Origin of the sequence: Streptomyces sp. NBC_01508 (genome assembly GCF_045040315.1) — a bacterium.
Taxonomy (GTDB): Bacteria; Actinomycetota; Actinomycetes; order Streptomycetales; family Streptomycetaceae; genus Streptomyces.
The window spans coordinates 4,728,327-4,754,255 of record NZ_CP109419.1; the positions used below are offsets into that span (position 1 = coordinate 4,728,327).

Below are 25,929 nucleotides of genomic sequence, written 5' to 3' on the forward strand. Positions count from 1 at the left end.
GTCCGCGCCCACCGGGGGACGGGCCGGGCCGGGTGGCCGCCGCACACGCCGAAGGCCCCCGGCCGCAGCCGGAGGCCCCTCGCGCTCGTCGAGTCGGCGTCGTCGAATCAGCGTCGTCGAGTCAGCGACTCGAATCGCCGGTCAGCGACTCAGAGGTTGACGCCGAAGTCCGTGGCGATGCCCACGAGGCCCGAGGCGTAACCCTGGCCGACCGCGCGGAACTTCCACTCGGCGCCGTTGCGGTACAGCTCGCCGAAGACCATCGCGGTCTCGGTGGCGGCGTCCTCGCTCAGGTCGTAGCGGGCGATCTCGGTGCCGCCGGCCTGGTTCACGATGCGGATGTACGCGTTGCGGACCTGGCCGAAGTTCTGGCTGCGGGTCTCCGCGTCGTAGATGGAGACGGGGAAGACGATCTTGTCGACGTCGGCGGGGAGGCCGGCCAGGTTGACGTTGATCGCCTCGTCGTCGCCCGCGCCCTCACCGGTGCGGTTGTCGCCGGTGTGGACGATGGTCTGGTCCGGTGTGGACTTGTTGTTGAAGAAGATGAAGTGGCTGTCGGAGACAACCTTTCCACCCGCGTTGACCGCGATCGCCGAGGCGTCGAGGTCGAAGTCCGTACCGGTGGTGGAGCGGACGTCCCAGCCGAGGCCGACCGTGACGGCTGTCAGGCCCGGTGCCTCCTTGGTGAGGGAGACGTTGCCGCCCTTGGACAGGCTTACAGCCATGGGGATGGTCCCTTTCGTCGCGTACGAGGTGTACGAGCTTGTGCGCGGGCTTCGATCGGCTTCCGAAGCTACCGTCACCCGGCATAACGCACACGGAGGACCCAGAGGTTCCTTAACGCCTTTGATTTGTCTGTGCGGACACGGGACGATGGACACATGTCCGGGTCCACGCACGTCATCCGCGGCTCGGTCCTCCTCCCGGAGGCCGAGCTCATGTGGCGTTTCTCGCGCTCCTCGGGACCAGGCGGGCAGCATGTCAACACCAGCGACTCACAGGTGGAGCTGCGTTTCGACCTCGCCAAGACGGAGGCGCTGCCTCCGGTGTGGCGGGAGCGGGCGCTGGAGCGGCTGGCCAGCCGGCTGGTGGGCGGTGTCGTGACCGTACGGTCGTCCGAGCACCGTTCGCAGTGGCGCAACCGGGAGACGGCCCTGGTGCGGATGGCCTCGCTCCTCGCCGAGGCGACGGCCCCGCCGCCCCGTCCGCGCCGGGCCACGAAGATCCCGCGCGGTATCAACGAGCGCAGGCTGCGCCAGAAGAAGCAGCGCGCGGAGACCAAGCGCGGGCGCAACGGCCGGGATTGGTCGTAGCCGGTCGGCGCGAGTGGTAGGTGGCGGTAGGTGGAGCGTTCGCAAGCGGTCGTGGTGCCGTTCGGCGCCCCGTCCGATTCGCCCCCGTCCGATTCGCGCCGGTCCGATTCGCGCCGGTCCGATTCGCGCCGGTCCGATTCCGCCCTGTCCGCTCGTCCCGGTGCGTTCGGCTTCAGTCGTTCCCCTGGCCCAACTGCCGGTATTTCCCCCGGAAGTACGTCAGCGGTCCCAGGTCCCCCGAACCGCCCGGCACGGACGCCGTCAGCACCCGGCCCACGACGAGCGTGTGGTCACCGGTCACGATCCGCTGCTCCGTACGGCACTCCAGCACCGTCAGCGCCCCGTCGATCAGCGGCGCCCCGCTCACCTCGCCGCGCCGGTGGGGCACGTCCTCGAAGAGCAGCCGGTCGCTGATCCGGCCCTTCATCGCGAAGCGGCCCGCGATCCACACCTGGCTCTCGGAGAGCATCGACGCCGCCCACATCGGCTGCTCGTCCAGCAGGTCGTCCATCCGGGAGCCGGTGCGCAGGCTCACCACCACCAGAGGTGGGTCCAGGGAGACGGACATGAAGGCGGTGGCTGTCATCCCCGCGTCCGCGCCCTTCGGGCCGTCGTCCGGGTCGTGCGCGGTGACCAGCACCACCCCGGCGGCCAGCCGGGAGAGCGCGGCACGGAACTCGTCGTTACTCACTCCCTCAGGATGGGGGACGGCCTCGGGAGGGACGGCCTCGGGAGGCGCGGCCTCGGTACGGGGGGCGGTTGTCTTCTGAAGCACGTCGCTCACGCTAGCCCCGGCGGTGACATGCCCGCATCGGGCCACAGGACCAGCCGGGTCCTAGGACCAACCGGACGCCCAAGGGGCCTCACGGCCCTCGCGCGCCGGAGTGTGCGCCCTAAGTGCGCCCCTTCGCGCGCCCCCCGCCGTACGACTCCGACCTCGATATTTGCGTTCATGAAAGGTCTGGAGCGCTCCCACGCCCCCACCCAACTCCCCTTCCCTGTATGTGACTTGGGTCACAGGGCAGAGGAATTGTTGACCCTGTGTACCGAGTGCGCAGCTCGCTGTGATTCAGTGGCCGGGATACCGCATCAAGCGAGCCGATGAGAATTCTGGAGTTGCTGTCGAGGTCTCGGGGAGAGCGAACGATGGAGACCGAGTCGGAGCCGTACGTCCGCCTTGCGACCCTGCGGCAGCTGCATGACGTTGTCGGCGAGCTCAACACCGCCCGCAGCCTGGCCGACACCTTGCAGACAGTTGCCGACGGCATAGTCAAGGGTCTCGGCTACGAGCTGGCCTGCGTCAATCTCGTCCAGCCCGACGGCGATCTGGTCGTCGCCGCCTTCGCGGGCAACGCCGCCGCCGAAGCGTTCATCACCGGCCGCGTCGGGGCGCGCGCCTCCTGGGAACGCCGGCTCAGCATGGGCGAGACCTGGGGTGAGCTGCGGTACATCCCCCACACCGAGGGCTGGATCCTGCTGGAGGACGACGTCCCGCAGTGGTACACCGAAGGACCCGATCCGCGCTTCGAGGACGAGTGGCACCCGCAGGACCGCCTCTACGCCCCGATGTACGCCCCTGGAGGCGGGCGCGAGCTTCTCGGAGTCATATCCGTCGACCGGCCGCGCGGTGGACGCCGTCCGGGCCCCTGGGGCCGTGAAGCACTACAGATGTACGCCTCCCAGGCCGCCATTGCGATAAGCAACGCCCGCCTCAGAGCAAACATGCAGCGCGCGCTGGTCCGGCTGGAGCGCGAGCAGCAGGCGCTGCGGGCCAGCGAGGAGTCCTTCCGGCAGGCGTTCGAGTACGCGCCCAGCGGCATGGCCATCGCCGAGATGGGCGGGGACCAGCACGGCAGGCTGCTGCGGACCAACGACGCGCTCTGCCGGCTGCTCGGCCGGTCCGCCTCCGCGATCCGCCGCTACTCCTTCTCCGACCTCGTCCACCCCGAGGACATCGGCACCCTGCTGCGCACATCGGCCGAGGGCGGTCGCGCCGAACTGCGCCTGGCGCGCCGGGACAACAGCTATGTGTGGGTCTCGCTGCGCAACTCCGTCGTCGCCGACACCACCGACGGCCCCCGCTTCCTCCTTACCCATGTCGAGGACATCGAGGAGCGCAAGCGCAACGAACTCCAGCTCGCACACCGCGCCTCGCACGACTCCCTGACCGGCCTGCCCAACAGCGCCGAGCTGCGTGCCCGCCTCAGCGCCCGCCTCTGCGAGCGTCCCAACGCCATATCGGTACGGGAGACGGCCGCGCAGACCGTGGACAAGGCGTACGGCGGGTACGAGGGCGGCCACGGCGGCACAGGCGTCGGTCACGGTCACGGCCCCGGCAACGGCAACGGCCACGTCCCCGGCAACGGCGGTTACGGAGAGGGCGGTTACGGCGGCGGCGTCGTCCCGTACGGCCAAGGCCCACCCGGCTACGGCGACGGTTACGGCGGCTACAACGGGACCAGCGGCGCCGGCTACGCGCCCGTGCCCGCTCCCGCCCCCGGCTACGGCGGCGCGGTCGAGAGCTACGAACCGTACGAGCCGTACAGCCCCTACGAGTCCTACGAGGACCCCGCCGCCGAGCGCGCCTTCCAAGGAGACGGCTTCGACATGTCCTCCGCCGTCGCGCCGCTCGACCACCACGTGCACACCGTCGCGCCGGGTCCCGACCCCGACGACGGCAGCAAGGGTCTCGCCGTCCTCTTCTGCGACCTCGACGGTTTCAAGTCGATCAATGACCGTTTCGGCCATAACACCGGCGACGCGGTTCTGATCGAAGTCGCCCGCAGACTGAACACCGGTGTGCGGGACGGCGACACCGTCGCGCGCCTCGGCGGCGATGAATTCGTCGTCCTCGCCGACGGCCTCGGCGCGACGGACGCCGCTGACCTGGCGGTTCGGCTGCGGAACGCGATCATCCCGCCGATCAGGGTGGACGGCAGGGCGGTCCGGGTGGGCGCCAGCTTCGGTATCGGCTGGGCGAGTTGCGGCATGACGGTCGAGGAAGTGCTCAAATCCGCGGACCAGCGCATGTACATCGAGAAGCGCTCGCGGAACAAGGTGCACCGCCGGGCGGGATAACGTCGTCGCTGTGCCGGGGTCGCCGAGGCGGCCCGCCGTGTCCTATCTCTCTGTACGGCGGTTCACCGGTGTCCACCGACGTCCCTTGATGTTCATGGGGGATGGGGCAATCGCCCACTCCGGTCAAGGCCCGTCCGTATGCTTACCCAATCGAGGTAGGCTCGGCCGGTCGGCGACGCTGGCGAGATGGTAAGGAGTGACCAGGGATGACGGCCGGGAACAACGGCGCGAGTACGCCCGAGGACGACGATCCGTTCGGCTATCTGTACGAGGACGGACAGACGGCCGCGAACGGTGCGCAGGCCCGGCGCGGCGGTTACGGCTACCCCGGTCCCGCCTCCCAGCCCGGTGTGCCGAGAACGTCGTACAACCAGGTCAGGACCGTCGGCGAGCGCCAGTACGGCCAGGTCCCGCAGCAGCAGCAGCCCTACGGGCAGCAGCCTCAGTACGGAGGCCAGCAGCAGTACGGCCGCCCGCCCGCCCCCTACGGCCAGTCCCCCGACGCGCACTACGCGGCCCCCGAGACCGGCGGTGCCGCCACCCGTACGGTCCCCGCCCAGCGCGGCGGCGACGGTCGCGGCAACGGCGGCGGACCCAACACGAAGGGCCTGCTCATCGGCGCCGTCGCCGTGGTGGCGGTCGTCGTGATCGGCATCACGGCCGCGCTGCTCTCCAACGGAGACGACGACAAGAACGCCGACGGCACCCCGACGGGCGGCCCGACCGCGGGCGAGTCGGCCGAGCCGAGCGACGACCCCGGCAAGAAGGACCCGGAGGCCGACAAGCCCGTCGAACTCCCGAAGCAGGACGCGGCGACGCTCAAGCTCGGGGCACCGGCGGTGCTGGCGAAGGACATCAAGGGCGCGAAGGGCGCGGACGGCGCGTATGTGACCGGCTTCAACACCGTCGGCGCCTCGGTCACCTGGCGGGCCGACATCGCGACGGCGGGGGAGTACGCGCTCAACGTGCGCTACGCCATCCCGGCGAAGGACGCCAACGCGACGCTGACGGTCAACGGAAAGGCCAACGGCTCCCCGCTCGGCCTGAAGAACTTCATCAAGTCGGACGACCCCGACTGGGAGAAGAACTGGCAGACCACCTGGGCGCCGGTCCAGCTCCAGAAGGGGGCCAACGAGATCAAGATCTCCTGCGAGCAGGGCAACCAGTGCGATGCCATCCTCGACTGGCTTGAGGTCTCGCCGCCCAGGTAGCGGCAGCGGGACCGATCGCCCGCGGCGGGTGGTCGGTCAGCCGCCGATCACCTTCAGAAAAGCCGCCACCGTCCCGGTCATCGCCTCGCGAGCCGGGGCGAGGTATTTCCGGGGGTCGACCGACTTCGGGTCGGCCTCCAGGTAGGCGCGGGCGGCGCCGGTGAAGGCCGTGTTCAGGGCCGTACCGACGTTGATCTTGACCATGCCCGCCGCCACCGCCCGCCGGATCTCCGCGTCGGGGACGCCCGACGAGCCGTGCAGCACCAGCGGTACGGGGACGGCCCGGCGCAGTGCGCCGATCAACTCGTGGTCCAGGGCCGCCGTGCGGTCCGTCATCGCGTGCGAGGAGCCGACCGCGACGGCGAGCGCGTCGACGCCGGTGGCGCGTACGTACGCGACCGCCTCCGCCGGGTCGGTACGGACGCCGGGGGCGTGGGCGCCGAGAGGCGGTTCGCCGTCCTTGCCGCCGACCTTGCCCAGTTCGGCCTCGATCCAGATGCCGTGTGCGTGGCCCCAGGCGACCGCCTCCGCCGTGGCGGCGACGTTCGCGTCGTAGGTCAGCTTCGACGCGTCGAACATCACCGAGCTGAAGCCCTCGCCGTCGGCGGCGCGCAGTAGTTCGGCCGATTCGACGTGGTCGAGATGGAGCGAGAGCGGGGCGTCCGAGGCGCGGGCGACGGCGGCGGTGGCCGCGGCGATGGCCGTCAGTCGGCCGCCGTGGAACTTCACCGCGTTCTCGGAGATCTGGAGGATCGCGGGGCGACCCGCGCGTTCGGCGCCGGCGGCGATCGCCTCGGCGTGCTCCAGCGTGATGACGTTGAACGCGGCGATGCCGCCCCGTCCACCCCGCTCATCGGCGGCTGCCGCCGAGACGAGTTCACCGGTGCTGACGAGTGGCATGTGCTCCCCTGTTCTGACTGTTCCGTTCCGTCACGGTGCTTGTTCCGTCACGGTGCTTGCTCGGTCACGGTGACGCGTGGCAGCAGCTCCGCGTACGCCTCCCGGTCGAACTCGCCCGCCGCGGGCGCCAGGACCGTCGCCGTGGACAGCGCGACCGCCCTGGCGAGCCTGTCGGGCCACGGCAGCCGCTCCACGAGCCCCGACAGGAGCCCGGCCACCGCCGAGTCGCCCGCGCCCGTCGGATTGCCCCGTACCGCCTTCGGCGGTGCCGCACGCCACGAGCCGTCCGGGGTCGCGGCAAGCAGTCCGGCGGCGCCGAGCGAGGCGATCACGGCACGGCCGCCGCGCCTGCGCGCGTCACGGGTCGCGCGCAGCGGCTCGCGGGAGCCGGTGAGCCGCGCCAGTTCGTCGGCGTTGGGTTTCACCAGGTCGGGGCGGGCGGCGATGCCCCGGCGCAGCGGTTCGCCGCTGGTGTCGAGCAGGACGGGCCGGTTCGCGCCCCGTGCGAGGCGTACCAGCTCCGCGTACGCGCCGACGTGGATGCCGGGCGGCAGGCTGCCGCACAGTGCCACGGCTTCCGCGCGGGCGGCGAGCCCTTCGTAGGAGGTGAGGAACGAGGCCCACTCGGCGGGTGTGACGGTCGGGCCCGGCTCGTTCAGCTGGGTCGTGTCGCCGGTCGTCTCGTCCACGACGGCGATGGTGCGGCGGGTGGTGCCCGTGATGGGTACGAGGGCGTCGGACGGGCCGCCTTCGGCGGCGAGCAGTTCGCGCAGCGCGTCGCCGGTCCGGCCGCCGGCGAAGCCGGTCACGACGGTCTCGTGGCCGAGCGCCGACAGCACCCGGGCGACGTTGAGGCCCTTGCCGCCGGGCCGTTCGGCGACCTCGGCGACGCGGTTGGTGGCGTGCGGGGTCAGCGCGGTGGTCCGGTAGGTGATGTCGAGGGCGGTGTTGAGCGTGACCGTGAGGATCATGCGGGGCCCCCTCGGGGATGTGTCGGGGAGGGGGTGGCTGCCCGCTCCGTACCCGTTCCGTACTGCCCTGATCATGCCAAACGAGGGGCGGGCGGTCCCACTGGTGGGCCGGATCGGACGGCCGGGGTCCGTCCGGCGGCTGGTTCGTCCTCAATCGTCGGCCGGGCCCACAACGCGGCCCGGCCGGCCTGCCCTCCATCGCCGGACGGCCCGGCCTACCGGCCCAGTTGGGGCCTGACCACCCATTCGCCCTTGCGCAGTACGCCGGTGACCGCGAAGTCCGCGTCGAGGATCACCAGGTCGGCGTCCTTGCCGGGCTCCAGCGAGCCCACCCGGTCGTACACGCCCAGCAGCTTCGCCGGGTTGGCGGAGATCGCCCGCACGATATCGGCGACCGGCAGCCGGTCGATCGTCGCCGCGCGCCTGAACGCCGTGTCCAGGGTGAGGGTGGAGCCCGCGATCGAGCCGCCCACGGCGAGCCGCGCGACGCCGTCCTTGACCTCGACCTCCAGCGGCCCGAGTTGGTAGACACCGTCACCGAAACCGGCCGCGTCCATCGCGTCCGTGATGAAGGCGACCCGGTTCGCGCCCGCGCGGTGGAACGCCAGCTCCAGCGCCGCCGGATGCAGATGCGTGCCGTCGTTGATCAGCTCGACGGTGACCCGCTCGTCCTCCAGCAGCGCGGCGATCGGCCCCGGCGCGCGGTGGCCGATCGGCGGCATCGCGTTGAACAGGTGCGTGGCGACGGTCGCGCCCGCCTCGATGGCCTCCACCGTCTGCTCGTACGTCGCGTCCGTGTGCCCGATCGCGGCGATCACGCCGTGCTCGGCCAGCAGCCGTACGGAGTCGATGCCGCCCGGCAGTTCGGTGGCGAGGGTCACCATCCTGGCCGTGCCACGGGCCGCGTCGACGAGCTTGCGCACCTCGGCCGGGTCCGGGTCGCGCAGCAGCGCCTCGCTGTGCGCGCCCTTGCGGCAGGGTGAGATGAACGGGCCCTCGAAGTGGATACCGGCGAGGTCGCCCTGCTCGACGAGTTCGGAGAGGAACCCGGCGCGCTGCGCGAGGAAGTCCATCTCGCCGGTGACGGTGGAGGCGACGAGCGTGGTGGTGCCGTGCTTGTGGTGCGTACGGACGCCCTTGAGGACGTCGTCCGCGCTGCCCGCCGTGAAGGAGGCGCCGCCGCCGCCGTGGTTGTGCATGTCGACGAAGCCGGGCACCACCCAGTGGCCGGTCAGGTCGAGCGTTCCGGGGCCGGCCTCCGTAGGAGGCGCGTCTCCTGCGGGTCCTGCGGGTGCGTCTCCTACGGAGGAGGCTGTCGGCCCCGCCTCGGTGATGCGTCCGCCCTCGACCCTCACCCGTCCGTTCTCCACGGCACCGGTCGGCAGCACCACCCGGGCGCCGGCGAGAACGATGCTGTCGGCGAGAACCGTGCTTTCGGCGCGTGCGGCCATCAGGCGGATACCTCCGTGGAGAGAAGATCCCAGGCGAGCAGCCCCGCGCCCAGGCATCCGGCGGTGTCCCCGAGGGCCGCCGGGACGATCTCGGGCAGCTTCTGGAACGTGACCCGCTCCTCGACCGCGGCCCGCAGGGGTGTGAACAACGTTTCCCCGGCCTCGGCGAGACCGCCACCGATGATCAGCCTTCGGGGGTCGAGCAGGGTGAGCGCGGTGACCAGCCCGGCGGCGAGCGCGTCGACGGCGTCCGTCCAGACCGCCACGGCCCTCGGGTCGCCCGAGGCGACGGCCTTCGCGCAGTCGGCGGCGTCGGCCCGCGGATCACCGCTGGCCGCCGCCCACGCCCGGGTCACGGCCGCCGCCGAGGCGAGCGTCTCCATGCAGCCGGTCTGCCCGCAGGCGCACACGGGCCCGTCGGGCCGGACCACCACGTGCCCGATCTCGCCCGCGAAGCCGTGCGCGCCGGCCTCGATGGTGCCGTCGATGCCGATGGCGCCCGCGATGCCGGTGCCGAGCGGGACGAAGAAGAACCGGTCCGCGCCCTTGCCGGCGCCGAGCCGCCCCTCGGCGAGCCCGCCGGTGCGTACGTCGTGCCCGAGCGCGACCGGTACGCCGCCGAGGCGCGCGCCCAGCAGATCCCGCAGGGGTACGTCGCGCCAGCCGAGGTTCGCCGCGTACAGCGCTATCCCCCGCTCGGCGTCGATGATGCCGGGCACCGCGACCCCGGCGGCGACCGCGCTCTCGCCGAAGTGCTCGATGCCGTACGCGCGCAGATCCGCCGCGAAGCCGAGGATGGTCTCGACGGTCGCGTCGGGGCCGCGCTCCCTGCCGGTGGCACGGCGCGCTTCGTACAGCAGCGCGCCGTCCGTCCCGACCAGGGCGGCCTTCATTCCGGTGCCGCCCACATCCAGGGCGATGACGTGTCTCACATGCGCATTCTCGCGCGAAAACCCAAGAAAGGTCTAGTCCACTGTGCGGGATTGTTGCCAGCCCATACAAAGTCTTCGCCAAACCCGCCGGGTGGGAGGGAAGTTGCCGAAGCGATACGGGGCCGATGTAGACCTCCGGCAGTCCATGGGGGAAAATCGCAGCTCGTCAACGCAGGACGTCGCGGGGGACCGACTGGGACGGACAACGCCGTAGAGACGGCCGAGCGAATACGAGGGTGGGAAAAGAGCTGTGCAGCAGCGCTTCCTGAGGCATACCGCGGCGATAGCCGCATTGGGCATGACGATGGCGCTGAGCGGCTGCGGCAGCTCCAGCGGTTCGGGTGACGTCACCCTGAAGGTCGTGGCGGCGGACTACGGCAACAGTGCCGCCAACAGCTCGAAGAAGTACTGGAACAGTCTGGCCAAGGAGTTCGAGGCCAAGAACCCCGGCATCGATGTCGATGTCGATGTGCGTTCCTGGAAGACCGTCGACGCGGATGTGGCGAAGATGGTCAGGGACGGCGAGGCCCCCGACATCGCGCAGATCGGCGCCTACGCCGACTACGTGAAGAAGGAAGAGCTGTACAGCGCGGACGAACTGCTCTCCGTCCCCACACAGGCCAACTTCCTCTCCCGTTTCGCCGACGCCGGAAAGGTCGACCAGACCCAGTACGGAATGCCGTTCGTCGCCAGCACCCGGCTGCTGTTCTACAACAAGGGCCTCTTCACGGCGGCCGGTCTCGCCGCGCCGGAGAACTGGGACGACATCCGGTCGGCCGCCGAGGCGCTCAAGGCACAGGACGTCACGACCCCGTTCGCCCTGCCGCTCGGCGCCGAGGAGGCGCAGGCCGAGACCATGATGTGGATGCTCAGCGGTGGCGGCGGCTACACGGACGCGGTCGACGGCTCGTACGCGGTCGACTCCGACCAGAACATCAAGACCTTCGAATGGCTCCAGAAGGAGCTGGTGGGCAAGGACCTCACCGGCCCCGTACCGCCCGGCGAACTGGACCGCGCCGACGCCTTCAAGGCGTTCACGAACGGCAAGGTCGGCATGCTCAACGGGCACCCGACGATGATGCAGGAGGCCGAGAAGGCCGGCGTCGACGTCGGGATGGTGCCGCTGCCCGGTGTCAACGGCAAGTCCAAGGCGACGATGGGTGTCGCCGACTGGATCATGGCCTTCAAGCAGCCCGGCCACCGCGAACAGACGGGTAAATTCCTCGACTTCGCCTTCGAGGACAAGAACGTCATGGATTTCGTCGGGCAGTACGACCTCCTGCCGGTCACCTACAGCGCGTCCGAGACGATGGTGGCGGACGACGAGCACAAGGAACTGCGCCAGTTTCTGGAGGCGCTGCCCACCGCCGAGCTGTACCCGTTCGGCAAGACGTCGTGGGCGGGCGTCAGCGACGACATCAAGAAGAACATCGGCAAGACGGTGCGGCCCGGGGCGGTGCCGTCGGAGATCCTGGCGAGGATCGGCCGGGACGCGACCACGGCGGAGAGCGCCGAGTAGCGTGTCAGCCCTATGACCGCCGCACCCGCACCCACACCCGCACCTGAGCCCGGATCCGGATCCGAGCCCGAGGCCGAGCACGAGGCCGTACCCACGCCGCACGAGGGGCGCGGTTCCGCCGGACGGTCGGAACTGACCGAGCGCGACCGCGCCGTCCTCGCCGTCGAGCAGCGCTCATGGCCCGGTCCCGGCGCCAAGGAGCGCGTCATCAGAGAACAGCTCGGTATCTCGCCCACCCGCTACTACCAACTGCTGGGCGCCCTCATCGACGACCCGCCGGCCCTGGCCCACGACCCGGTGACGGTCAACCGCCTGCGCCGGATCCGCGACGCCCGCCGCGCCCGCCGCTGACGGCGGCTAGGGTCGGAACATGGGCAGCCACTCGCACCCCCTGCCGACCCCCGTCACCCCCGCCGGCGCCGACGGCCTGGCCGCGCTCCTCGCCCGGCCCGGTAAAGCCGTCGTCGCGCTCGACTTCGACGGCACGCTCGCCGAGATAGTCCCCGACCCCGAACAGGCCCGCGCCCACCCCGGCGCCGTCCCCGCGCTCGTCGCCCTCGCCCCGCACGTGGCGTCCGTCGCGGTGATCACCGGCCGCCCGGCCGGTGTCGCGGTGCGGTACGGCGGCTTCGCCGGTGTGCCCGGCCTGGAACACCTCGTCGTCCTCGGCCACTACGGCGCCGAACGCTGGGACGCGGTCAGCGGCACCGTACGCACCCCCGCACCGCACCCCGGAGTCGCCGCCGTCCGCGCCGAACTCCCCGGACTGCTCGAACGGTTCGACGCCTGGCGCGGTACGTGGATCGAGGAGAAGGGCCAGGCGGTCGCGGTCCACACCCGCCGCGCCACGGACCCCCAGGGGGCGTTCGACGCCCTGCGTGGCCCCCTCGCCGGCCTGGCGGCCCGGCACGGCCTGATGCTCGAACCGGGCCGCCTCGTCCTGGAGCTGCGCCCGCCCGGCATGGACAAGGGCGTGGCCCTGGAGGAGTACGTCCGCGAGGTCGGCGCCGAGACGGTCGTCTACGGCGGCGACGACCTCGGCGACCTCCCGGCCTTCGCGGCGGTCGACACCCTGCGCGCGAACGGCCACCCGGGTCTGCTGCTGTGCAGCGGCACGGGCGAGGTCCCCGAACTCGCCGAGAAGGCGGACCTGGTGCTGCCGGGCCCGGGGGCACTGGTCGGCTTCCTGGCATCGGTGGCGGCCCGTCTCTAGGGCGTGCCAGGCGTCGTCGGCCAGGCGGGACTTTCGCAACACGCCCTCGTGCTGTGGCCGGGAACGTCGACCGGGTTGCGCGGCCCACCGGACCGACCCGGTGAACCCTTCCGGTCATAGCACTGGAGATGCCACGCGCGGAAACGCGGGCGACACTGCGCGGCCGGGTCGCGCATCATGGTCCTTCGGTGTTTACGGGGGCGAGGGCGCGATGGACGACGACCGGATACAGGCGACGCTGGAGTCGCTGAACGAGGCGCGGGGCCTGTCGATCGAGGATCCCCGGCGCGAGCGGCTGGAGCGGGCCGCGAGCGAACTGTTCCGGGACGGGCGGCGCAAACGCCGCTCGGCCACCCGTGGCGCCCGCGCGGCGGTGGACGCCAAGACCCAGGCCGGCACCGTCATGGGCGCGCCGGACCGGACGACGGACGCCCCGCTCGCCGCCGACGCGCCGACCCGCGGCGATGAAGACGACCGGTTCGTGGGCGAGTTGAGGCGCGCCCAGCGCTGCTACGTCTGCAAGGACCACTACCGGCGGATCCACCACTTCTACCACCGCCTCTGCCCCGACTGCGCCCGCGACAACCTCACCCGCCGCGGCGCCCGCACCGATCTGACCGGGCACCGTGCGCTGCTGACCGGCGGGCGCGTCAAGATCGGCCACCAGCTCGCGCTGATGCTGCTGCGCGACGGCGCCGACCTCACCGTGACCACCCGCTTCCCCCAGGACGCGGTACGGCGCTTCGCGGCGGCCCCCGACGCCGCCGACTGGTGGGACCGGCTGCGCGTCGCCGCGCTCGACCTGCGCGACCCCCGGCAGGTGCTGGCCTTCACCGACCATCTGCTGGCCGAGGCACGGCCGTTGGACATCCTGATCAACAACGCGGCCCAGACGCTGCGCCGTTCGCCGCGCGCCTACTCCGCCCTGGCCGCCGCCGAGGCCGCACCGCCGCGCCCGGCGCTGCCGCCCGCCGGCCCGCCCGCCGTCTGGACGGCCCCCGACTTCGCCGTCCCCGGCACCGGGAACGGCGAGTTGGCGGCCCGGTCCTGGGCCGCCGGGCTCGTCCCGCGTACGAGAACCACGGCCGCCGTGCTGCCGGCCGTGGACGAGGCCGGGCTGCTGACCGAGACCGCCGCCGTGAACTCCTGGACCTCCCGGCTCGGCGACATCGACCCGGCCGAGATGCTGGAGGTCCAACTGGTCAACGCGGTGGCCCCGTTCCTGCTCGCCGACCGGCTGCTGCCCCTGCTGGAGGCGTCACCCCGGCCCCGGCGGTATCTGCTGAACGTGTCAGCCGTGGAGGGCCAGTTCACCGTCCGTAAGAAGACGAGCGACCACCCGCACACCAACATGGCGAAGGCCGCCCTCAACATGCTCACCCGCACCAGCGCCGCCGAGCTGGCGAAGCGCGGCATCCACGTGTGCAGCGTCGACACCGGCTGGGTCACCGACGAGAAACCCCTGCCCGCCAGGGAGCGGCACGCCGCCACCGGCTGGCGCCCACCGCTGGACATCGTGGACGGCGCGGCGCGGATCTACCACCCGATCGTGCAGGGGCAGGAGGGCACCCCCGTCCACGGCGTACTGCTCAAGGACTACCGACCCGTCGCCTGGTGACAGGCCCTCACACGGCGACAGGCCCTCACACGGCGCGCAGCGCGTCCAGCTGGTCCAGGAACCACCGCTGCGGCGGCAGCGCCGTCGCGGCGGCGGCCAGGCGCTTGGTGCGCGCCGCGCGCTCGTCGTCGTCCATCGTCAGGCCCTCGTGCAGCGCCGCCGCCGTGGCGCTCACGTCGTACGGGTTCACCACCAGCGCGTCCTCGCCCAGCTCCTCGTACGCGCCCGCCTCGCGCGACAGCACCAGCGCGCAGCCGTCCTCCGAGACGACGGGGATCTCCTTCGCGACCAGGTTCATGCCGTCGCGGATCGGGTTGACCAGCGCCACGTCCGCCAGGCGGTACGCGGCCAGCGACCGAGCGAAGTCGTCCTTGACGTGCAGCACCACGGGCGTCCAACCGGGCGTGCCGTACGTGGAGTTGATCTCGTCGGCCACTTCCTGGACGCGCGCCGTGTAGTCGCGGTAGACCGCGAGATCCTGCCGGGACGGATAGGCGAACGCCACATGCGTGACCCGCTCCCGCCACTCCGGACGGTCCGTCAGCAACTGCCGGTAGGCGAGCATGCCGCGCACGATGTTCTTCGACAGCTCCGTGCGGTCGACCCGCACGATCGCCTTGCGGGGCGCCCCGTCGAAGGAGCCGATCTGCTCCCGCAGCTCGGCCAGCCGCTCGTCCACGTCGGGCCGGTGCGCGCGCTCCCGCAGGAAGTCCGCGTCGGCGCCCAGGCCGTGCACGCCGATCCGGGTCTTGCCGGTGCCGCCCAGCAGCTCCGTACAGCAGGCGGTGAAGGCGTCGGCCCAGCGGTGGGTCAGGAACGCGGCGCGGTCCGCGCCGAGGATGCCGCGCAGCAGTTGGCGCGCGACGTCGTCGGGCAGCAGCCGGAAGTAGTCGACCGGGGCCCACGGCGTGTGCGAGAAGTGCCCGATCCGCAGATCGGGACGGAGCGCCCGGAGCATGCCCGGCACCAGCGCCAGGTGGTAGTCCTGGATCAGGACGGCCGCGCCGTCGCCCGCCTCGTCGGCCAGGGCCTCGGCGAACGCGCGGTTGTACGCCTCGTACGACGCCCACCGCTCCCGGAACTCCGTGCCGAAGGCCGGCTCCAGCGGGGTCTGGTAGAGCAGGTGGTGGACGAACCAGAGCGTGGAGTTCGCGACGCCGTTGTACGCGTCCGCGTAGATCTCCGGCGGGATGCCGAGCATCCTGACCCGCTGCCCGCCCGTGTCGCCGGTGTCGAGCCGGCCGCCGGTGCGCCGTACGGCCTCGCGGTCGCCGTCACCGAGGGCCGCGCAGACCCATACGGCGTTCGTGTCGGGTCCGATGGCCGAGAGGCCCGAGACGAGCCCTCCACCGCCGCGCCCGGCGGTCAGCCCGCCGTCCTCACCGAGCGTGTACGAGACGGGGCCGCGATTGGACGCGACAAGGACTTGGGCGGCTTGCTCGGAGACCATGTGCCGAAATCTAGCCCGTCACGGAAACGCTCAAACGTACGGATCAGGCCTGGCGCGGATCAGCCACGGCCCCGGCCGCGGGCCGCCGCCAGCGCGACCACCCCGGCGCCGACGAGGGCGAGGGCCATGCCGCCCAGCAGCCAGAGCTGTTCCGTGGTCAGGGTCACCGCGTTCATCGTCATGCCAGGCAATATAGACAAATCGTATGAATGGGCCGGTTGTGCCACGCGGCTCCCGGGCCGGGATCAGGCCGCCCGCCGAGCCTCGTACTCCGCGATCTCCCGCATCGGCGGTCGCTCCTCCGTGTCCACCGCGTGCGTACGCGGCTCGAAGCCGCCCTCGCCCCGCTCGAACTGCGTCAGCACCGGCCGCACCAGATGCCCCCGCGACAGCCGCAGTTGCGCCGTCCGGTAGATCGCCGCCGCCATCCGCCCCAGCGCCTGCCCGTCCTGGTGCCGGTGCCTGCGCACCCCGACGTCGACCTGGCCCAGCGCGTCCAGGCCCACCGTGTGCAGCGCGTCCACCAGCAACCCCAGCTCCACCCCGTACCCCACCGGGAACGGCAGCCGCTCCAACAACGAGCGCCGTACCGCGTACTCGCCGCCCAGCGGCTGCACGAACCCCGCCAGCAGCGGCCAGTGCAGATTCAGCAGCGGACGCGCCACCAGCTCCGTCACCCGGCCGCCCTGCCCCGGCTCGGCCCCGAGCGGACGGTCGTACATCGCCTTCACGAACATCACGTCCGGCTCGGTGAGCAGCGGCCCCACGATCCCCGACACGAAATCCGCCGAGAAGTCCTTCAGATCCGCGTCCACGAAACAGACGATGTCGCCGCTCGTCACCAGCAGCGAACGCCACAGCACCTCGCCCTTGCCCGGCACGGCCGGCAGCCTCGGCAGGATGTCGTCCCGGTGCACCACCCGCGCCCCGGCCGCCGCCGCGACCTCCCCCGTACGGTCGGTCGAGCCCGAGTCGATCACCACCAGCTCGTCGACGAGCGGCACCGGGCCCGCCATCAGCTCGCGCCGGATCACCGACACGATCCGGCCGACCGTCGCCGCCTCGTTCAGGGCTGGGAGCACCACGCTGACCTGCGCACCCTGCTTCGCCGCGGCCAGCGGGCCGACCGGCCGGTCGGCCGCCGACCAGGACCGCCGGGCCAGCCAGCGCTCCACCTCTTCCAGCACGTGATCTCCATCTCGCGGATCGGACGAAGGCCTCAACCGTCCAGGGGTTCGGTTACAGTCTTGAACAACGCGGACGACCGTCGCATGTCGGGGGTCGTCAGGCTGACAATCGAATACCGCTCATCCAGAGGGGCAGAGGGAACGGCCCGTTGAAGCCCCGGCAACCCTCCCGCCGACCGCGAGGTCATGGTGGGGAAGGTGCCAATTCCGTCTTGCGGCGAGACGCGTCGCGAGGAAGATGAGGAAAGGGCCTCGCCTTCATGGCTGTGCAGACTGTTCACCACAACTCCGACGCCACTGACGCCCCCGTGGACCTCGGACCCGCCGCCGCACTCTCGTGCCGCGAATGCGGGGAACGTTTCGAACTCGGCCCGATCTTCGCCTGTCAGAGCTGTTTCGGCCCGCTCGAAGTGGCCTACGACCTGCCGACCGACAGCCCCGAAGAGCTGAAGAGGCGCATCGCCGCCGGTCCCGACAACATCTGGCGCTACGCCCCGCTGCTGCCCGTCCCCGCCGACGTGGCGTCGAAGCCGAACATCAACCCCGGCTTCACCAAGCTCGTCAAGGCCGACAACCTCGCCCGCGAGCTGGGCGTCACCGGCGGCCTGTACGTGAAGGACGACTCCGGCAACCCGACGCACTCCTTCAAGGACCGCGTCGTCGCCATCGCCGTCGAGGCGGCCCGCGCCTTCGGCTTCACCACGCTCTCCTGCTCCTCCACCGGCAACCTCGCGGGCGCCGTCGGCGCCGCCGCGGCCCGCGCCGGCTTCCGCTCCTGCGTGTTCATCCCGCACGACCTGGAGCAGGGCAAGGTCGTCATGGCCGCGATCTACGGCGGCGAACTCGTCGGCATCGAGGGCAATTACGACGACGTCAACCGCTTCTGCTCGGAGCTGATCGGCGACCCGCTGGGCGAGGGCTGGGGCTTCGTCAACGTCAACCTCCGCCCGTACTACGGCGAGGGCTCCAAGACCCTCGCGTACGAGATCTGCGAGCAGCTCGGCTGGCAACTGCCCGACCAGCTCGTCATCCCGGTCGCGTCCGGCTCGCAGCTGACGAAGATCGACAAGGGGCTGAAGGAGCTGATCGCGCTCGGCCTCGTCGAGGAGAAGCCGTACAAGATCTTCGGCGCGCAGGCCGAGGGGTGCTCGCCGGTGTCCGTCGCCTTCAAGGCCGGCCACGACGTCGTACGGCCGCAGAAGCCGAACACGATCGCCAAGTCGCTGGCGATCGGCAACCCGGCCGACGGCCCGTACGTCCTGGACATCGCCCGCCGCACGGGCGGCGCCGTCGAGGACGTGAACGACGAGCAGGTCGTCGACGCGATCAAGCTGCTCGCCCGGACCGAGGGCATCTTCGCCGAGACGGCGGGCGGGGTGACCGTGGGCGTGACGCGCAAGCTCATCGAGGCGGGGCTGCTCGACCCGGCGCTCACGACGGTCGTACTGAACACCGGTGACGGGCTCAAGACGCTGGACGCCGTGGCCGCGACGTCGCAGGCGACCGCGACGATCCCGCCGAGTCTCGACGCGTTCCGCGCGGCGGGTCTGGCGCGTTGAGCATCTCACCGACCCGCTACTTCCCGGAAGGCAGAATCCGATGAGCGTGAACGTCCGTATCCCCACCATCCTCCGTACATACACCGGTGGGAAGGCCGAGGTTCCGGCCGACGGGGTGACCCTCTCCCAGGTCATCGAGTCCCTGGAGACGAACCACCCGGGCATCGCCGCCCGCGTCCTGGACGACCAGGGCAAGCTCCGGCGCTTCGTCAACGTGTACGTGAACGACGACGACGTCCGCTTCGAGCAGGGCCTGGAGACCGCGACCCCGGACGGCGCCGGCATCTCGATCATCCCGGCCGTCGCCGGCGGCTGAACAGCACGCACGGTGAACGGTGTTACCCCCTCCGCGAGAGAAGCGGAGGGGGTAATTCCATGAGATTGAACGCGGTACAGTTGGGGTAGCCCCGGCTGTCGCCCGTGCCCCGAGCATATGAGTTCGCGACAAGATGCGGTCGAAGTGCCGACGCTGTTTGCGCGGTTCCTTGCGCTTTGCCCGGCCCGACTTGCCCTGGTAGCCCGGCAATTCACCCCTTTGCGTGTTCCGCCATGCCCATAATTCTCGTCCGATTGACCTGTTGCAGAGGGCAGTTGGGCAGATACATTCAGCCGCGGTCGACGCGTTCCGGCGCGAAGTGCGGTCCCGCGCAGGGGCCAGTAATAGGGGAGTTGGGCATGGCTCAGGGCACCGTCAAGTGGTTCAACGCGGAGAAGGGCTACGGCTTCATCGCGGTCGACGGTGGTGCGGATGTTTTCGTCCACTACAGCGCGATCCAGATGGACGGCTACCGCACCCTTGAAGAAGGTCAGCGAGTTGAGTTCGAGATCTCGCAGGGCCAGAAGGGTCCGCAGGCGGACATGGTCAAGCTCGCCGTCTGATCCCGGCGCGATCGGCCAACGACGCACTCACACAGGCACTCAGGCACGCATTCACGCACGTACTCGCAGGCACTCACACACGTGGGGCTCGTGTCCCGGCAGGGGATACGGGCCCCACGTGCGTTCGTGCGCGCGGGGCGTGCGCGGGCCGCGCGCACGCCCCGCGCGGGTCTGCCGCCGCTCCGGAACCGCTTGCACTCTCGGGGGTCGAGTGCTAATCATTGGCGTTAGCACTCTGCAGGTGAGAGTGACAACTTATGGACCGGGTCAGCGAGGCCCGAAGAGCCGGTGGGGCAAGGAACCGCACGGCTCTCAGGCCGTCCGTCGCGGGCGCCGACACGGTCCGATCCACCCGCCCCCTTGGGCCTGGAGGCCCTGGGGAGACCCCCTGTCCGGGAGGACCACTTCACATGGCCAAGATCATCGCGTTCGACGAGGAGGCACGGCGCGGTCTCGAGCGCGGGATGAACCAGCTCGCCGACGCCGTCAAGGTCACCCTTGGCCCCAAGGGCCGAAACGTCGTCCTTGAGAAGAAGTGGGGCGCCCCCACGATCACCAACGATGGTGTCTCCATCGCCAAGGAGATCGAGCTCGAGGACCCGTACGAGAAGATCGGCGCCGAGCTGGTCAAGGAAGTCGCCAAGAAGACGGACGACGTCGCCGGTGACGGTACGACCACCGCGACCGTCCTGGCCCAGGCCCTGGTCCGCGAGGGCCTGCGCAACGTGGCCGCCGGCGCCAACCCGATGGCCCTCAAGCGCGGTATCGAGAAGGCCATCGAGGCCGTCTCCGGTGCGCTTCTTGAGCAGGCCAAGGACGTGGAGACCAAGGAGCAGATCGCTTCGACGGCCTCCATCTCCGCCGGCGACATCCAGATCGGCGAGCTGATCGCCGAGGCGATGGACAAGGTCGGCAAGGAAGGCGTCATCACCGTCGAGGAGTCGCAGACCTTCGGTCTTGAGCTTGAGCTCACCGAGGGCATGCGCTTCGACAAGGGCTACATCTCGGCGTACTTCGCCACCGACATGGAGCGTATGGAGGCGTCGCTCGACGACCCGTACATCCTGATCGTCAACTCCAAGATCGGCAGCGTCAAGGACGTTCTGCCGCTCCTGGAGAAGGTCATCCAGTCGGGCAAGCCGCTGCTGATCATCGCCGAGGACGTCGAGGGCGAGGCGCTTTCCACCCTCGTCGTCAACAAGATCAAGGGCACCTTCAAGTCCGTCGCCGTCAAGGCCCCGGGCTTCGGTGACCGCCGCAAGGCGATGCTGAACGACATCGCCATCCTCACGGGCGGCACGGTCATCTCCGAGGAGGTCGGCCTCAAGCTGGAGAACGCCGGTCTCGACCTGCTGGGCCGCGCCCGCAAGGTCGTCATCACCAAGGACGAGACCACCATCGTCGACGGTGCCGGTGACAGCGAGCAGGTCGCCGGTCGCGTGAGCCAGATCCGCGCCGAGATCGAGAACTCGGACTCGGACTACGACCGCGAGAAGCTCCAGGAGCGCCTCGCGAAGCTGGCCGGCGGCGTGGCCGTCATCAAGGCCGGCGCCGCGACCGAGGTCGAGCTCAAGGAGCGCAAGCACCGCATCGAGGACGCGGTGCGCAACGCCAAGGCCGCCGTCGAGGAGGGCATCGTCGCCGGTGGTGGCGTGGCTCTGCTCCAGGCTTCCTCGGTGTTCGAGAAGCTGGAGCTGGAAGGCGACGAGGCGACGGGCGCGGCTGCCGTCAAGCTCGCGCTGGAGGCCCCGCTCAAGCAGATCGCGGTCAACGCGGGTCTTGAGGGTGGCGTCATCGTCGAGAAGGTCCGCAACCTGCCGATCGGTCACGGCCTGAACGCCGCGACCGGCGAGTACGTGGACATGATCGCCGAGGGCATTCTCGACCCCGCGAAGGTCACGCGTTCCGCGCTGCAGAACGCGGCGTCCATCGCGGCGCTGTTCCTCACCACCGAGGCCGTCATCGCCGACAAGCCGGAGAAGGCCGGCGCCGCCGGCGCTCCGGGCGGCATGCCGGGCGGTGACATGGACTTCTGATCGACCTTCTGGTTGATCGGCTGTCCCGCACGGATTGACGAACCGAGGGCGGTACTCCCGAGAGGGGGTGCCGCCCTCGGGCGTTCAGCCCGCGTAGTTCTTGAGCTCTTCGGTGTCGAGGGTGATCGCTACGGGATCGGGGAGCGTCACGGCGGCGCCGTAGGGGTGGGTGGTGCGGGCCTTGTAAGCGCCGTTGCGCGGGTCGGTGTAGACGACGAGTTCGTCCGCGTCGCGGTCGACGCGGAGGTAGACGGGGATGCGGGCCGCCGCGTAGCCGTCGCGCTTTTCTCCGCGGTCGCGGCTGTCGGTGTCGCCGTCGTGGGAGGTCACCTCGGCGACCATGAGGACGCCGTCGGGGTCGGACCACTCTCCCTTGCCTGCGAAGTACCGTCTTGGCACCAGGACGGCACCAGGACGGCATCAGGACGTGCACGCCCCTGACGGTAGGACTCGATCTTGAGTCCTTGCTCCCCGTACACATCCAGCTCGGGGAGTTGCCGCATGCACTGCCGCATCAGCCACACGATGATGGTTCCGTGATCGCCGTCCGGCACGGGCTTGACCTCCAACTTTCCATTGATGAATTCGAGCTTCACCGTCTCGGGGGTGCGGTGAGCGACCTGCTCGAACTCCTCGACGGACATCTGGGAGTGGTCAGCGGTGCTGGGGGTCATGGCGTCGCCTCCTCCCCTCCATCGTGCCCTGCTCTGGCACGGGTGGGCTGAATGGTCATACGTGAGTCCTCTCCGGTGGACGGGATGTCGCCGCGCGGGCCTCTGCTGCCAAGGCGCGGACTCTCTGCGGGGGCAGTGGGGCGGGACCGTTCGCCGGGCGTACCGGGACGGGTTCACCACGGCAGGCGGCGCATTCGCCGGAGGCGAGCGCTTCCGGGCGGGCCGGGGCGCCGCACTTCGCGCATTCGAGGACGCGGAGTGCCGGTTTGGGGAGCCGGACCGGTTCCGGCGGGAGCTTGGAGGTCAGGCGGGCCCGGGTGAAGGCTGCCGGGCTGTGGACCACGGGTGGCAGGCCCGACGTCAGGGCGTGCAGCACGTCCCGTTCCGTCGCTTCGCGCGTGAACCACTCCGCCGCCAGCGGCTCCAGTGCCGCGCAGTCGATCGCGGAGAGCGCCAGCGTGGGCGCGGTGCGTCTCAGGGCCGCCAGCAGGATGTACGCGCGTGAGCGCGTCGGGCCAGGGGCGGGTGCCGCCGATAACGACGGTACGTCGCCCGACACGAAGGCCGCCCACCACGCGTCGTCGCGCGGCGTACGGGAGAACCACGTACGCGTCACCCACCGCGCGCTGCCGGAGCCCCGCAGATGCTCGCGGCCGATCCGCATGTGGCCTGTGCGGCGCAGGCACTGGAGCGCGGTGCGCAGCGCGCACTGGCCGTAGGGGAGGATCGTCGCCAGCGTCTTGACGGAGATGTCGGCGCCGTCCGGCAGCCGGTCGAGGTAGAGCGCGATCGCCGCCTCACGGTCCGGCAGATGCGCGAAGTCGCCGACAGCGGCGGGCTGTTGGCCGGGTGTCGAACGCTTGCCGTAGCCGGGGTTCGCCGACGGGTGATTGGTGGGCGGTGTCATGTGCGCGGTGCGCGCGGCAGCACTAAGCTGTGGCTCAGCCATCGGATCGCTTTCTCGGTTTTCGATCTGTGGGCGAGGCCCTCGCAGGTGTTGGTAGCACCTGGCGGGGGCCGTCCTACGTGTTCGTTATCCGGAGACGCTAGACCGTCGACACGTCGCGTGGCAAGCCGATCACGAAAAGTCATCCTCCCTGGTATGCGGCTCAGTTGAGGCCGTGGCGAGCCGCCCGGTGGGTAGGTGGGGAGGACCTCCTCCCGTTCCTTGTTGAAAAGAGGACTCGGAGCGCGGGACTTGAGCCTCGGGGCGCTTCGTGTGGCCGCGCGCAGGCCGCTCCGGTAGGTGTGGGCGTTGCCCTCGGCGTCCGTGATGACCTTCGGCGGGCGTGGTGGGTGGCATCCGTTCTGCGGTTCTTCACGGCTTCACGGGGTGCCGGTACGGCGGGATCGGGCGCGAGTCCGTGGAGAGTGCGACGTACGCCAGGCCGTCGTACTCGGCGGACAGCCGGACCGGTGTGAAGTTGCGACGGTAGAACCAGCGCGTCACCAGCGCGCCGAAGGTCCGCGTGTCGTGCGTGGCGCCGACCCACTCCCGTACGGCCCGCGGCGCGTCCTCGGCGCCGGCGGGGCGCAGGTCCAGCAGGTGGTCCCGCGGTGTGGCGGCGGCGAGTTGGGCCTCCACGAAGGTCTCGGGGGCGGCGCCGATGGGGTTGCCCTCGGCGGCGCGGCCCGTCAGTCCGCCGACGCCGCTCCAGGGGCCTGGCCAGATGCGGTGGGCGCGGAAGGAGCCCTTGCCGAAGAGGAGCCCGAGGGCGTAGTACGCGTCGCCGTACCGCTCGCGCAGATGCAGGCCCAGCGGCGGGACGGCGCCGGACGTACGGCCCTTCGCGACATGGCCGTTGTGGCCCCAGAGCACCACCTTGGCCGCCGGGTCGTCCAGGATCTCCCCGACCGCCTCGGCCATGTACCGGTCGCGCGCCGCCTGGACCGTCCGCTCCGGGTCCGGGTGGTGCCCGCTGCGCGTCACCAGATCGGCGGCCCGGACCAGGATCCGGGCGTGCCGCACCGCCACGGCCGCGGCGGTGGCGGTGCCGGGTTCGTCGTAGCCGCGTACGAACTCCAGGAGCTTCTCCGCCTCGCGCATCAGCTTCTGTCGCGGGTCGGGGCGCGAGCCCGGATACGCCGTGGTGAGCACGCCGAGCGCGGAGTGCAGAGCCGGCAGCCTCTCCGGCGCCACGCTGGTGAGGAACGCTTCGAGCACCGCGAGCGAGTCCCCGGACCGCTGCGGGTCGATGCCGGCGAAACGGACCTTCTCGGCCTCCGGCCGCCCGTCGTTGTACGCGCGCATCCACTCGATCATGTCCAGGACCTCTTCGGTCCGCCAGGTCCAGAACCCCAGCCCGGTCAGCACCTGCGCGGGGTCGCCGACACCGTCGCGTACGTACGCGTCGACGGCCGGACCGGCGGACGCGCTCGCCTCCATGGCCAGGACGGTGAAGCCCAGTTCGGTCACCAGGTACTCCAGCAGGCGGTGCTTGAGCTGGAAGAACTCACGGGTGCCGTGGGTGGACTCGCCCAGGCCCACGATCCGTACGCCGTCGAGGACTTCCCGCAGGGGCCGGAGGTCGGCGGTGGGCGCGCCGGCGGTCAGGCCGCCGCTCAGAGGTACGGCGTTCTGTGCCAGCCACGCCGTCACCTCGCCGGTCGCCTCGCCGGTCGCTCCATCGGCTGCTTGGCCGGTCGCCCCGCCGGTCGCCTCGTTGGCCATGGTCTTCCGATCTGCTGCCGCCGACATGTCCGCCGAGGCTACCTGGGCCGTGTGACGGGGTGCGCGGGAGCGCGTCTGTAGGCTGCTCCCTTTGTCTCGTCCGCACCACGGGAGCCTCGTATGCCTCGCCTCGTCACTCACGCCACTCACGACACCTTCGCCACTCACGCCACCCTCGTCCATCAAGTACGCAGACCGCACGGCGCTCCCACCGCCGCCGACTTCGCCTTCGTCCAGGAGCCGGTCCCCGACCCCGCGCCCGGAACCGCCCTGGTGGAGAACAAGTTGCTCTCCATCGACCCGTACATGCGGGAGAACATGGATGCCGTCTGGGACCTCAACTCCCCGCTGGAGGGCCGCGTCGTCGGCCGGGTCGTCGCCTCGCGCGCCCCTGGCCTGGCGGAGGGCGACCTCGTGTTCCACCGGCAGAGCTGGCGGACGCACGCGCTGGTCACGGCGGACGAGGCGCGCGTACTGCCGCAGCGGCCCGGTCTCGATCCCGCGGCCTATCTCGGGGTCCTCGGCGGGACCGGTCTGACCGCGTACGTGGCGCTGACGCGGATCGCCCGGCTCCAGCCCGGCGAGGACGTCTTCATCACCTCGGCGGCGGGCGGCGTGGGCAGCGCGGCCGGTCAACTGGCCCGGCTGCTGGGCGCGAAGCGGGTGGTCGGCAGTACGGGGACGGACGACAAGGCGCGGTTGCTGACGGAACGGCTCGGCTTCGACGCCGCGTTCAACTACCGCTCCGGTTCGATGGCCGAACTGCTCGCGGTGGCCGCGCCCGACGGCGTCGACGTCTGCGTCGACAACGTCGGCGGCGAACACCTGGCGGCGGCGATCGACGTGCTGCGCGAGCACGGACGGATCGCGTGGTGCGGGGCGATCTCCCAGTACGACGGCCACGAGCCCCCGGCGGCCCCGCGCAATCTCTACGACCTGGTCGAGAAGAACCTGCGTCTGGAGGGCTTCCTGGTCCGCAACTACCGTGATGTGCAGGGGGAGTTGGAAGATTTCCTGATTCCGCATCTGCTGGCCGGGCGGGTCGTGGACCAGCAGACGGTCACCGAGGGCTTCGACGGGATCGTGACGGCGTTCCTGGGGATGCTGGGCGGCCGGAACGTCGGCAAGGCCGTGGTGCGGGTGGGAGCCGGGGTGTAGGGGGTGCGGGCGGGGGCGGCCGGGAACTCGGCGGCGGGCGCGGCGCGTTACGTGCGCACAGCGCACCGGAGTTGTCCCTGTCCTCAGGCACCCCCGAAGCCCCGGAGGC

25 protein-coding genes and 1 riboswitch are annotated in these 25,929 nt (G+C 70.9%); of the genes, 12 read left to right on the forward strand and 13 right to left on the reverse strand.

What is annotated here, in order from left to right:
- Window positions 1–149 precede the first annotated feature (149 nt).
- Window positions 150–725, reverse strand: a complete 576-nt coding sequence (locus OG700_RS22050) for a TerD family protein (RefSeq protein ID WP_354606872.1) — start codon at window positions 723–725, stop codon at window positions 150–152.
- Between the two features lie 156 nt (window positions 726–881).
- Here OG700_RS22050 and arfB point away from each other — a divergent pair, with 156 nt between their 5' ends.
- On the forward strand, window positions 882–1,313 hold the full coding sequence (arfB, locus tag OG700_RS22055; protein WP_405616149.1) for an alternative ribosome rescue aminoacyl-tRNA hydrolase ArfB: 432 nt from the start codon (window positions 882–884) through the stop codon (window positions 1,311–1,313).
- Between the two features lie 172 nt (window positions 1,314–1,485).
- Here arfB and OG700_RS22060 read toward each other — a convergent pair whose 3' ends face one another.
- Window positions 1,486–2,088, reverse strand: coding sequence for a flavin reductase family protein (locus tag OG700_RS22060; protein ID WP_405616151.1), 603 nt, complete (start codon window positions 2,086–2,088; stop codon window positions 1,486–1,488).
- Between the two features lie 371 nt (window positions 2,089–2,459).
- Here OG700_RS22060 and cdgB point away from each other — a divergent pair, with 371 nt between their 5' ends.
- Both cdgB and OG700_RS22070 read left to right on the forward strand, forming a co-directional pair.
- Window positions 2,460–4,391, forward strand: a complete 1,932-nt coding sequence (gene cdgB, locus OG700_RS22065) for a diguanylate cyclase CdgB (RefSeq protein WP_405616153.1) — start codon at window positions 2,460–2,462, stop codon at window positions 4,389–4,391.
- Window positions 4,392–4,597: 206 nt separating this feature from the next.
- Complete coding sequence (locus OG700_RS22070) at window positions 4,598–5,602, forward strand: CBM35 domain-containing protein (RefSeq protein WP_405616155.1); 1,005 nt, start codon at window positions 4,598–4,600, stop codon at window positions 5,600–5,602.
- Between the two features lie 36 nt (window positions 5,603–5,638).
- On the opposite strand, the gene OG700_RS22075 is transcribed toward OG700_RS22070, so the two are convergent.
- The 4 genes from OG700_RS22075 to OG700_RS22090 form a co-directional block, all read right to left on the reverse strand.
- Window positions 5,639–6,502: a ketose-bisphosphate aldolase gene (locus OG700_RS22075; protein ID WP_405616158.1), complete on the reverse strand. Its 864-nt coding sequence runs from the start codon at window positions 6,500–6,502 to the stop codon at window positions 5,639–5,641.
- Between the two features lie 47 nt (window positions 6,503–6,549).
- A complete protein-coding gene (locus OG700_RS22080) occupies window positions 6,550–7,473 on the reverse strand; it encodes a 1-phosphofructokinase family hexose kinase (protein ID WP_405616160.1) in 924 nt (307 codons plus the stop codon).
- A gap of 215 nt (window positions 7,474–7,688) precedes the next feature.
- Window positions 7,689–8,924 (reverse strand): N-acetylglucosamine-6-phosphate deacetylase, encoded by a 1,236-nt coding sequence (nagA, locus tag OG700_RS22085; RefSeq protein WP_405616162.1) that lies wholly within the window; start codon window positions 8,922–8,924, stop codon window positions 7,689–7,691.
- A complete protein-coding gene (locus OG700_RS22090) occupies window positions 8,924–9,856 on the reverse strand; it encodes an ROK family protein (protein WP_405616164.1) in 933 nt (310 codons plus the stop codon). The genes nagA and OG700_RS22090 overlap by 1 nt, the downstream gene beginning before the upstream one ends.
- Before the next feature lie 298 nt (window positions 9,857–10,154).
- Here OG700_RS22090 and OG700_RS22095 point away from each other — a divergent pair, with 298 nt between their 5' ends.
- The 4 genes from OG700_RS22095 to OG700_RS22110 all read left to right on the forward strand — a co-directional run bounded on the left by OG700_RS22095 (window position 10,155) and on the right by OG700_RS22110 (window position 14,206).
- Entirely contained in the window at window positions 10,155–11,375 is a 1,221-nt protein-coding gene (locus tag OG700_RS22095) for an ABC transporter substrate-binding protein (RefSeq protein WP_405616166.1), read from the forward strand.
- Between the two features lie 12 nt (window positions 11,376–11,387).
- Window positions 11,388–11,726: a DUF3263 domain-containing protein gene (locus tag OG700_RS22100; protein ID WP_405616168.1), complete on the forward strand. Its 339-nt coding sequence runs from the start codon at window positions 11,388–11,390 to the stop codon at window positions 11,724–11,726.
- 19 nt (window positions 11,727–11,745) lie between these two features.
- The gene (gene otsB, locus OG700_RS22105; protein ID WP_405616170.1) at window positions 11,746–12,588 is read left to right on the forward strand and encodes a trehalose-phosphatase; all 843 of its coding nucleotides are present in this window, start codon (window positions 11,746–11,748) and stop codon (window positions 12,586–12,588) included.
- Between the two features lie 211 nt (window positions 12,589–12,799).
- On the forward strand, window positions 12,800–14,206 hold the full coding sequence (locus OG700_RS22110; protein ID WP_405616172.1) for an SDR family NAD(P)-dependent oxidoreductase: 1,407 nt from the start codon (window positions 12,800–12,802) through the stop codon (window positions 14,204–14,206).
- Between the two features lie 25 nt (window positions 14,207–14,231).
- On the opposite strand, the gene OG700_RS22115 is transcribed toward OG700_RS22110, so the two are convergent.
- The 3 genes from OG700_RS22115 to OG700_RS22125 all read right to left on the reverse strand — a co-directional run bounded on the left by OG700_RS22115 (window position 14,232) and on the right by OG700_RS22125 (window position 16,843).
- Complete coding sequence (locus tag OG700_RS22115; RefSeq protein ID WP_405616174.1) at window positions 14,232–15,656, reverse strand: trehalose-6-phosphate synthase; 1,425 nt, start codon at window positions 15,654–15,656, stop codon at window positions 14,232–14,234.
- A 59-nt stretch (window positions 15,657–15,715) separates the two neighbouring features.
- A complete protein-coding gene (locus OG700_RS22120) occupies window positions 15,716–15,838 on the reverse strand; it encodes a hypothetical protein (RefSeq protein ID WP_405616176.1) in 123 nt (40 codons plus the stop codon).
- Window positions 15,839–15,901: 63 nt separating this feature from the next.
- Window positions 15,902–16,843 carry a glucosyl-3-phosphoglycerate synthase gene (locus OG700_RS22125; protein ID WP_405616178.1) on the reverse strand — a complete coding sequence of 314 codons (942 nt, stop codon included), beginning with the start codon at window positions 16,841–16,843 and terminating at the stop codon, window positions 15,902–15,904.
- A 117-nt stretch (window positions 16,844–16,960) separates the two neighbouring features.
- Window positions 16,961–17,088: riboswitch (SAM riboswitch) on the forward strand.
- Window positions 17,089–17,103: 15 nt separating this feature from the next.
- Between OG700_RS22125 and thrC the strand changes: the two genes are divergently transcribed.
- The 4 genes from thrC (at window position 17,104) to groL (ending at window position 21,317) form a co-directional block, all read left to right on the forward strand.
- Window positions 17,104–18,402: a threonine synthase gene (thrC, locus tag OG700_RS22130; RefSeq protein ID WP_405616180.1), complete on the forward strand. Its 1,299-nt coding sequence runs from the start codon at window positions 17,104–17,106 to the stop codon at window positions 18,400–18,402.
- 40 nt (window positions 18,403–18,442) lie between these two features.
- On the forward strand, window positions 18,443–18,718 hold the full coding sequence (locus tag OG700_RS22135) for a MoaD/ThiS family protein (RefSeq protein WP_405616182.1): 276 nt from the start codon (window positions 18,443–18,445) through the stop codon (window positions 18,716–18,718).
- Between the two features lie 359 nt (window positions 18,719–19,077).
- Entirely contained in the window at window positions 19,078–19,281 is a 204-nt protein-coding gene (locus OG700_RS22140) for a cold-shock protein (protein ID WP_005315736.1), read from the forward strand.
- 410 nt (window positions 19,282–19,691) lie between these two features.
- Window positions 19,692–21,317: a chaperonin GroEL gene (gene groL / locus OG700_RS22145; protein WP_405616184.1), complete on the forward strand. Its 1,626-nt coding sequence runs from the start codon at window positions 19,692–19,694 to the stop codon at window positions 21,315–21,317.
- Between the two features lie 84 nt (window positions 21,318–21,401).
- Here groL and OG700_RS22150 read toward each other — a convergent pair whose 3' ends face one another.
- The 4 genes from OG700_RS22150 to OG700_RS22165 all read right to left on the reverse strand — a co-directional run bounded on the left by OG700_RS22150 (window position 21,402) and on the right by OG700_RS22165 (window position 24,689).
- On the reverse strand, window positions 21,402–21,647 hold the full coding sequence (locus OG700_RS22150) for a Uma2 family endonuclease (protein WP_405616186.1): 246 nt from the start codon (window positions 21,645–21,647) through the stop codon (window positions 21,402–21,404).
- Window positions 21,644–21,991, reverse strand: coding sequence for a Uma2 family endonuclease (locus OG700_RS22155; RefSeq protein ID WP_405616188.1), 348 nt, complete (start codon window positions 21,989–21,991; stop codon window positions 21,644–21,646). Before OG700_RS22155 ends, OG700_RS22150 begins: the two co-directional genes overlap by 4 nt.
- 55 nt (window positions 21,992–22,046) lie before the next feature.
- Window positions 22,047–22,940 carry a hypothetical protein gene (locus OG700_RS22160; protein ID WP_405616191.1) on the reverse strand — a complete coding sequence of 298 codons (894 nt, stop codon included), beginning with the start codon at window positions 22,938–22,940 and terminating at the stop codon, window positions 22,047–22,049.
- Between the two features lie 369 nt (window positions 22,941–23,309).
- The gene (locus OG700_RS22165; RefSeq protein ID WP_405616193.1) at window positions 23,310–24,689 is read right to left on the reverse strand and encodes an erythromycin esterase family protein; all 1,380 of its coding nucleotides are present in this window, start codon (window positions 24,687–24,689) and stop codon (window positions 23,310–23,312) included.
- A 93-nt stretch (window positions 24,690–24,782) separates the two neighbouring features.
- On the opposite strand from OG700_RS22165, the gene OG700_RS22170 reads away from it, so the two are divergent.
- Entirely contained in the window at window positions 24,783–25,820 is a 1,038-nt protein-coding gene (locus tag OG700_RS22170; RefSeq protein WP_405616195.1) for an NADP-dependent oxidoreductase, read from the forward strand.
- Window positions 25,821–25,929: the final 109 nt, after the last annotated feature.

Coding starts and splice junctions, on each gene's coding strand:
- nagA (WP_405616162.1), bottom strand. CDS start 8,924: ATGGCCGCACGCGCCGAAAGCACGGTTCTCGCCGACAGCATCGTTCTC.
- thrC (WP_405616180.1), top strand. CDS start 17,104: ATGGCTGTGCAGACTGTTCACCACAACTCCGACGCCACTGACGCCCCC.
- OG700_RS22110 (WP_405616172.1), top strand. CDS start 12,800: ATGGACGACGACCGGATACAGGCGACGCTGGAGTCGCTGAACGAGGCG.
- OG700_RS22155 (WP_405616188.1), bottom strand. CDS start 21,991: ATGACCCCCAGCACCGCTGACCACTCCCAGATGTCCGTCGAGGAGTTC.
- OG700_RS22170 (WP_405616195.1), top strand. CDS start 24,783: ATGCCTCGCCTCGTCACTCACGCCACTCACGACACCTTCGCCACTCAC.
- groL (WP_405616184.1), top strand. CDS start 19,692: ATGGCCAAGATCATCGCGTTCGACGAGGAGGCACGGCGCGGTCTCGAG.
- OG700_RS22095 (WP_405616166.1), top strand. CDS start 10,155: ATGACGATGGCGCTGAGCGGCTGCGGCAGCTCCAGCGGTTCGGGTGAC.
- OG700_RS22160 (WP_405616191.1), bottom strand. CDS start 22,940: ATGGCTGAGCCACAGCTTAGTGCTGCCGCGCGCACCGCGCACATGACA.
- OG700_RS22140 (WP_005315736.1), top strand. CDS start 19,078: ATGGCTCAGGGCACCGTCAAGTGGTTCAACGCGGAGAAGGGCTACGGC.
- OG700_RS22100 (WP_405616168.1), top strand. CDS start 11,388: ATGACCGCCGCACCCGCACCCACACCCGCACCTGAGCCCGGATCCGGA.
- OG700_RS22120 (WP_405616176.1), bottom strand. CDS start 15,838: ATGACGATGAACGCGGTGACCCTGACCACGGAACAGCTCTGGCTGCTG.
- OG700_RS22050 (WP_354606872.1), bottom strand. CDS start 725: ATGGCTGTAAGCCTGTCCAAGGGCGGCAACGTCTCCCTCACCAAGGAG.
- OG700_RS22080 (WP_405616160.1), bottom strand. CDS start 7,473: ATGATCCTCACGGTCACGCTCAACACCGCCCTCGACATCACCTACCGG.
- OG700_RS22075 (WP_405616158.1), bottom strand. CDS start 6,502: ATGCCACTCGTCAGCACCGGTGAACTCGTCTCGGCGGCAGCCGCCGAT.
- OG700_RS22135 (WP_405616182.1), top strand. CDS start 18,443: ATGAGCGTGAACGTCCGTATCCCCACCATCCTCCGTACATACACCGGT.
- arfB (WP_405616149.1), top strand. CDS start 882: ATGTCCGGGTCCACGCACGTCATCCGCGGCTCGGTCCTCCTCCCGGAG.
- OG700_RS22070 (WP_405616155.1), top strand. CDS start 4,598: ATGACGGCCGGGAACAACGGCGCGAGTACGCCCGAGGACGACGATCCG.
- OG700_RS22165 (WP_405616193.1), bottom strand. CDS start 24,689: ATGTCGGCGGCAGCAGATCGGAAGACCATGGCCAACGAGGCGACCGGC.
- OG700_RS22115 (WP_405616174.1), bottom strand. CDS start 15,656: ATGGTCTCCGAGCAAGCCGCCCAAGTCCTTGTCGCGTCCAATCGCGGC.
- cdgB (WP_405616153.1), top strand. CDS start 2,460: ATGGAGACCGAGTCGGAGCCGTACGTCCGCCTTGCGACCCTGCGGCAG.
- otsB (WP_405616170.1), top strand. CDS start 11,746: ATGGGCAGCCACTCGCACCCCCTGCCGACCCCCGTCACCCCCGCCGGC.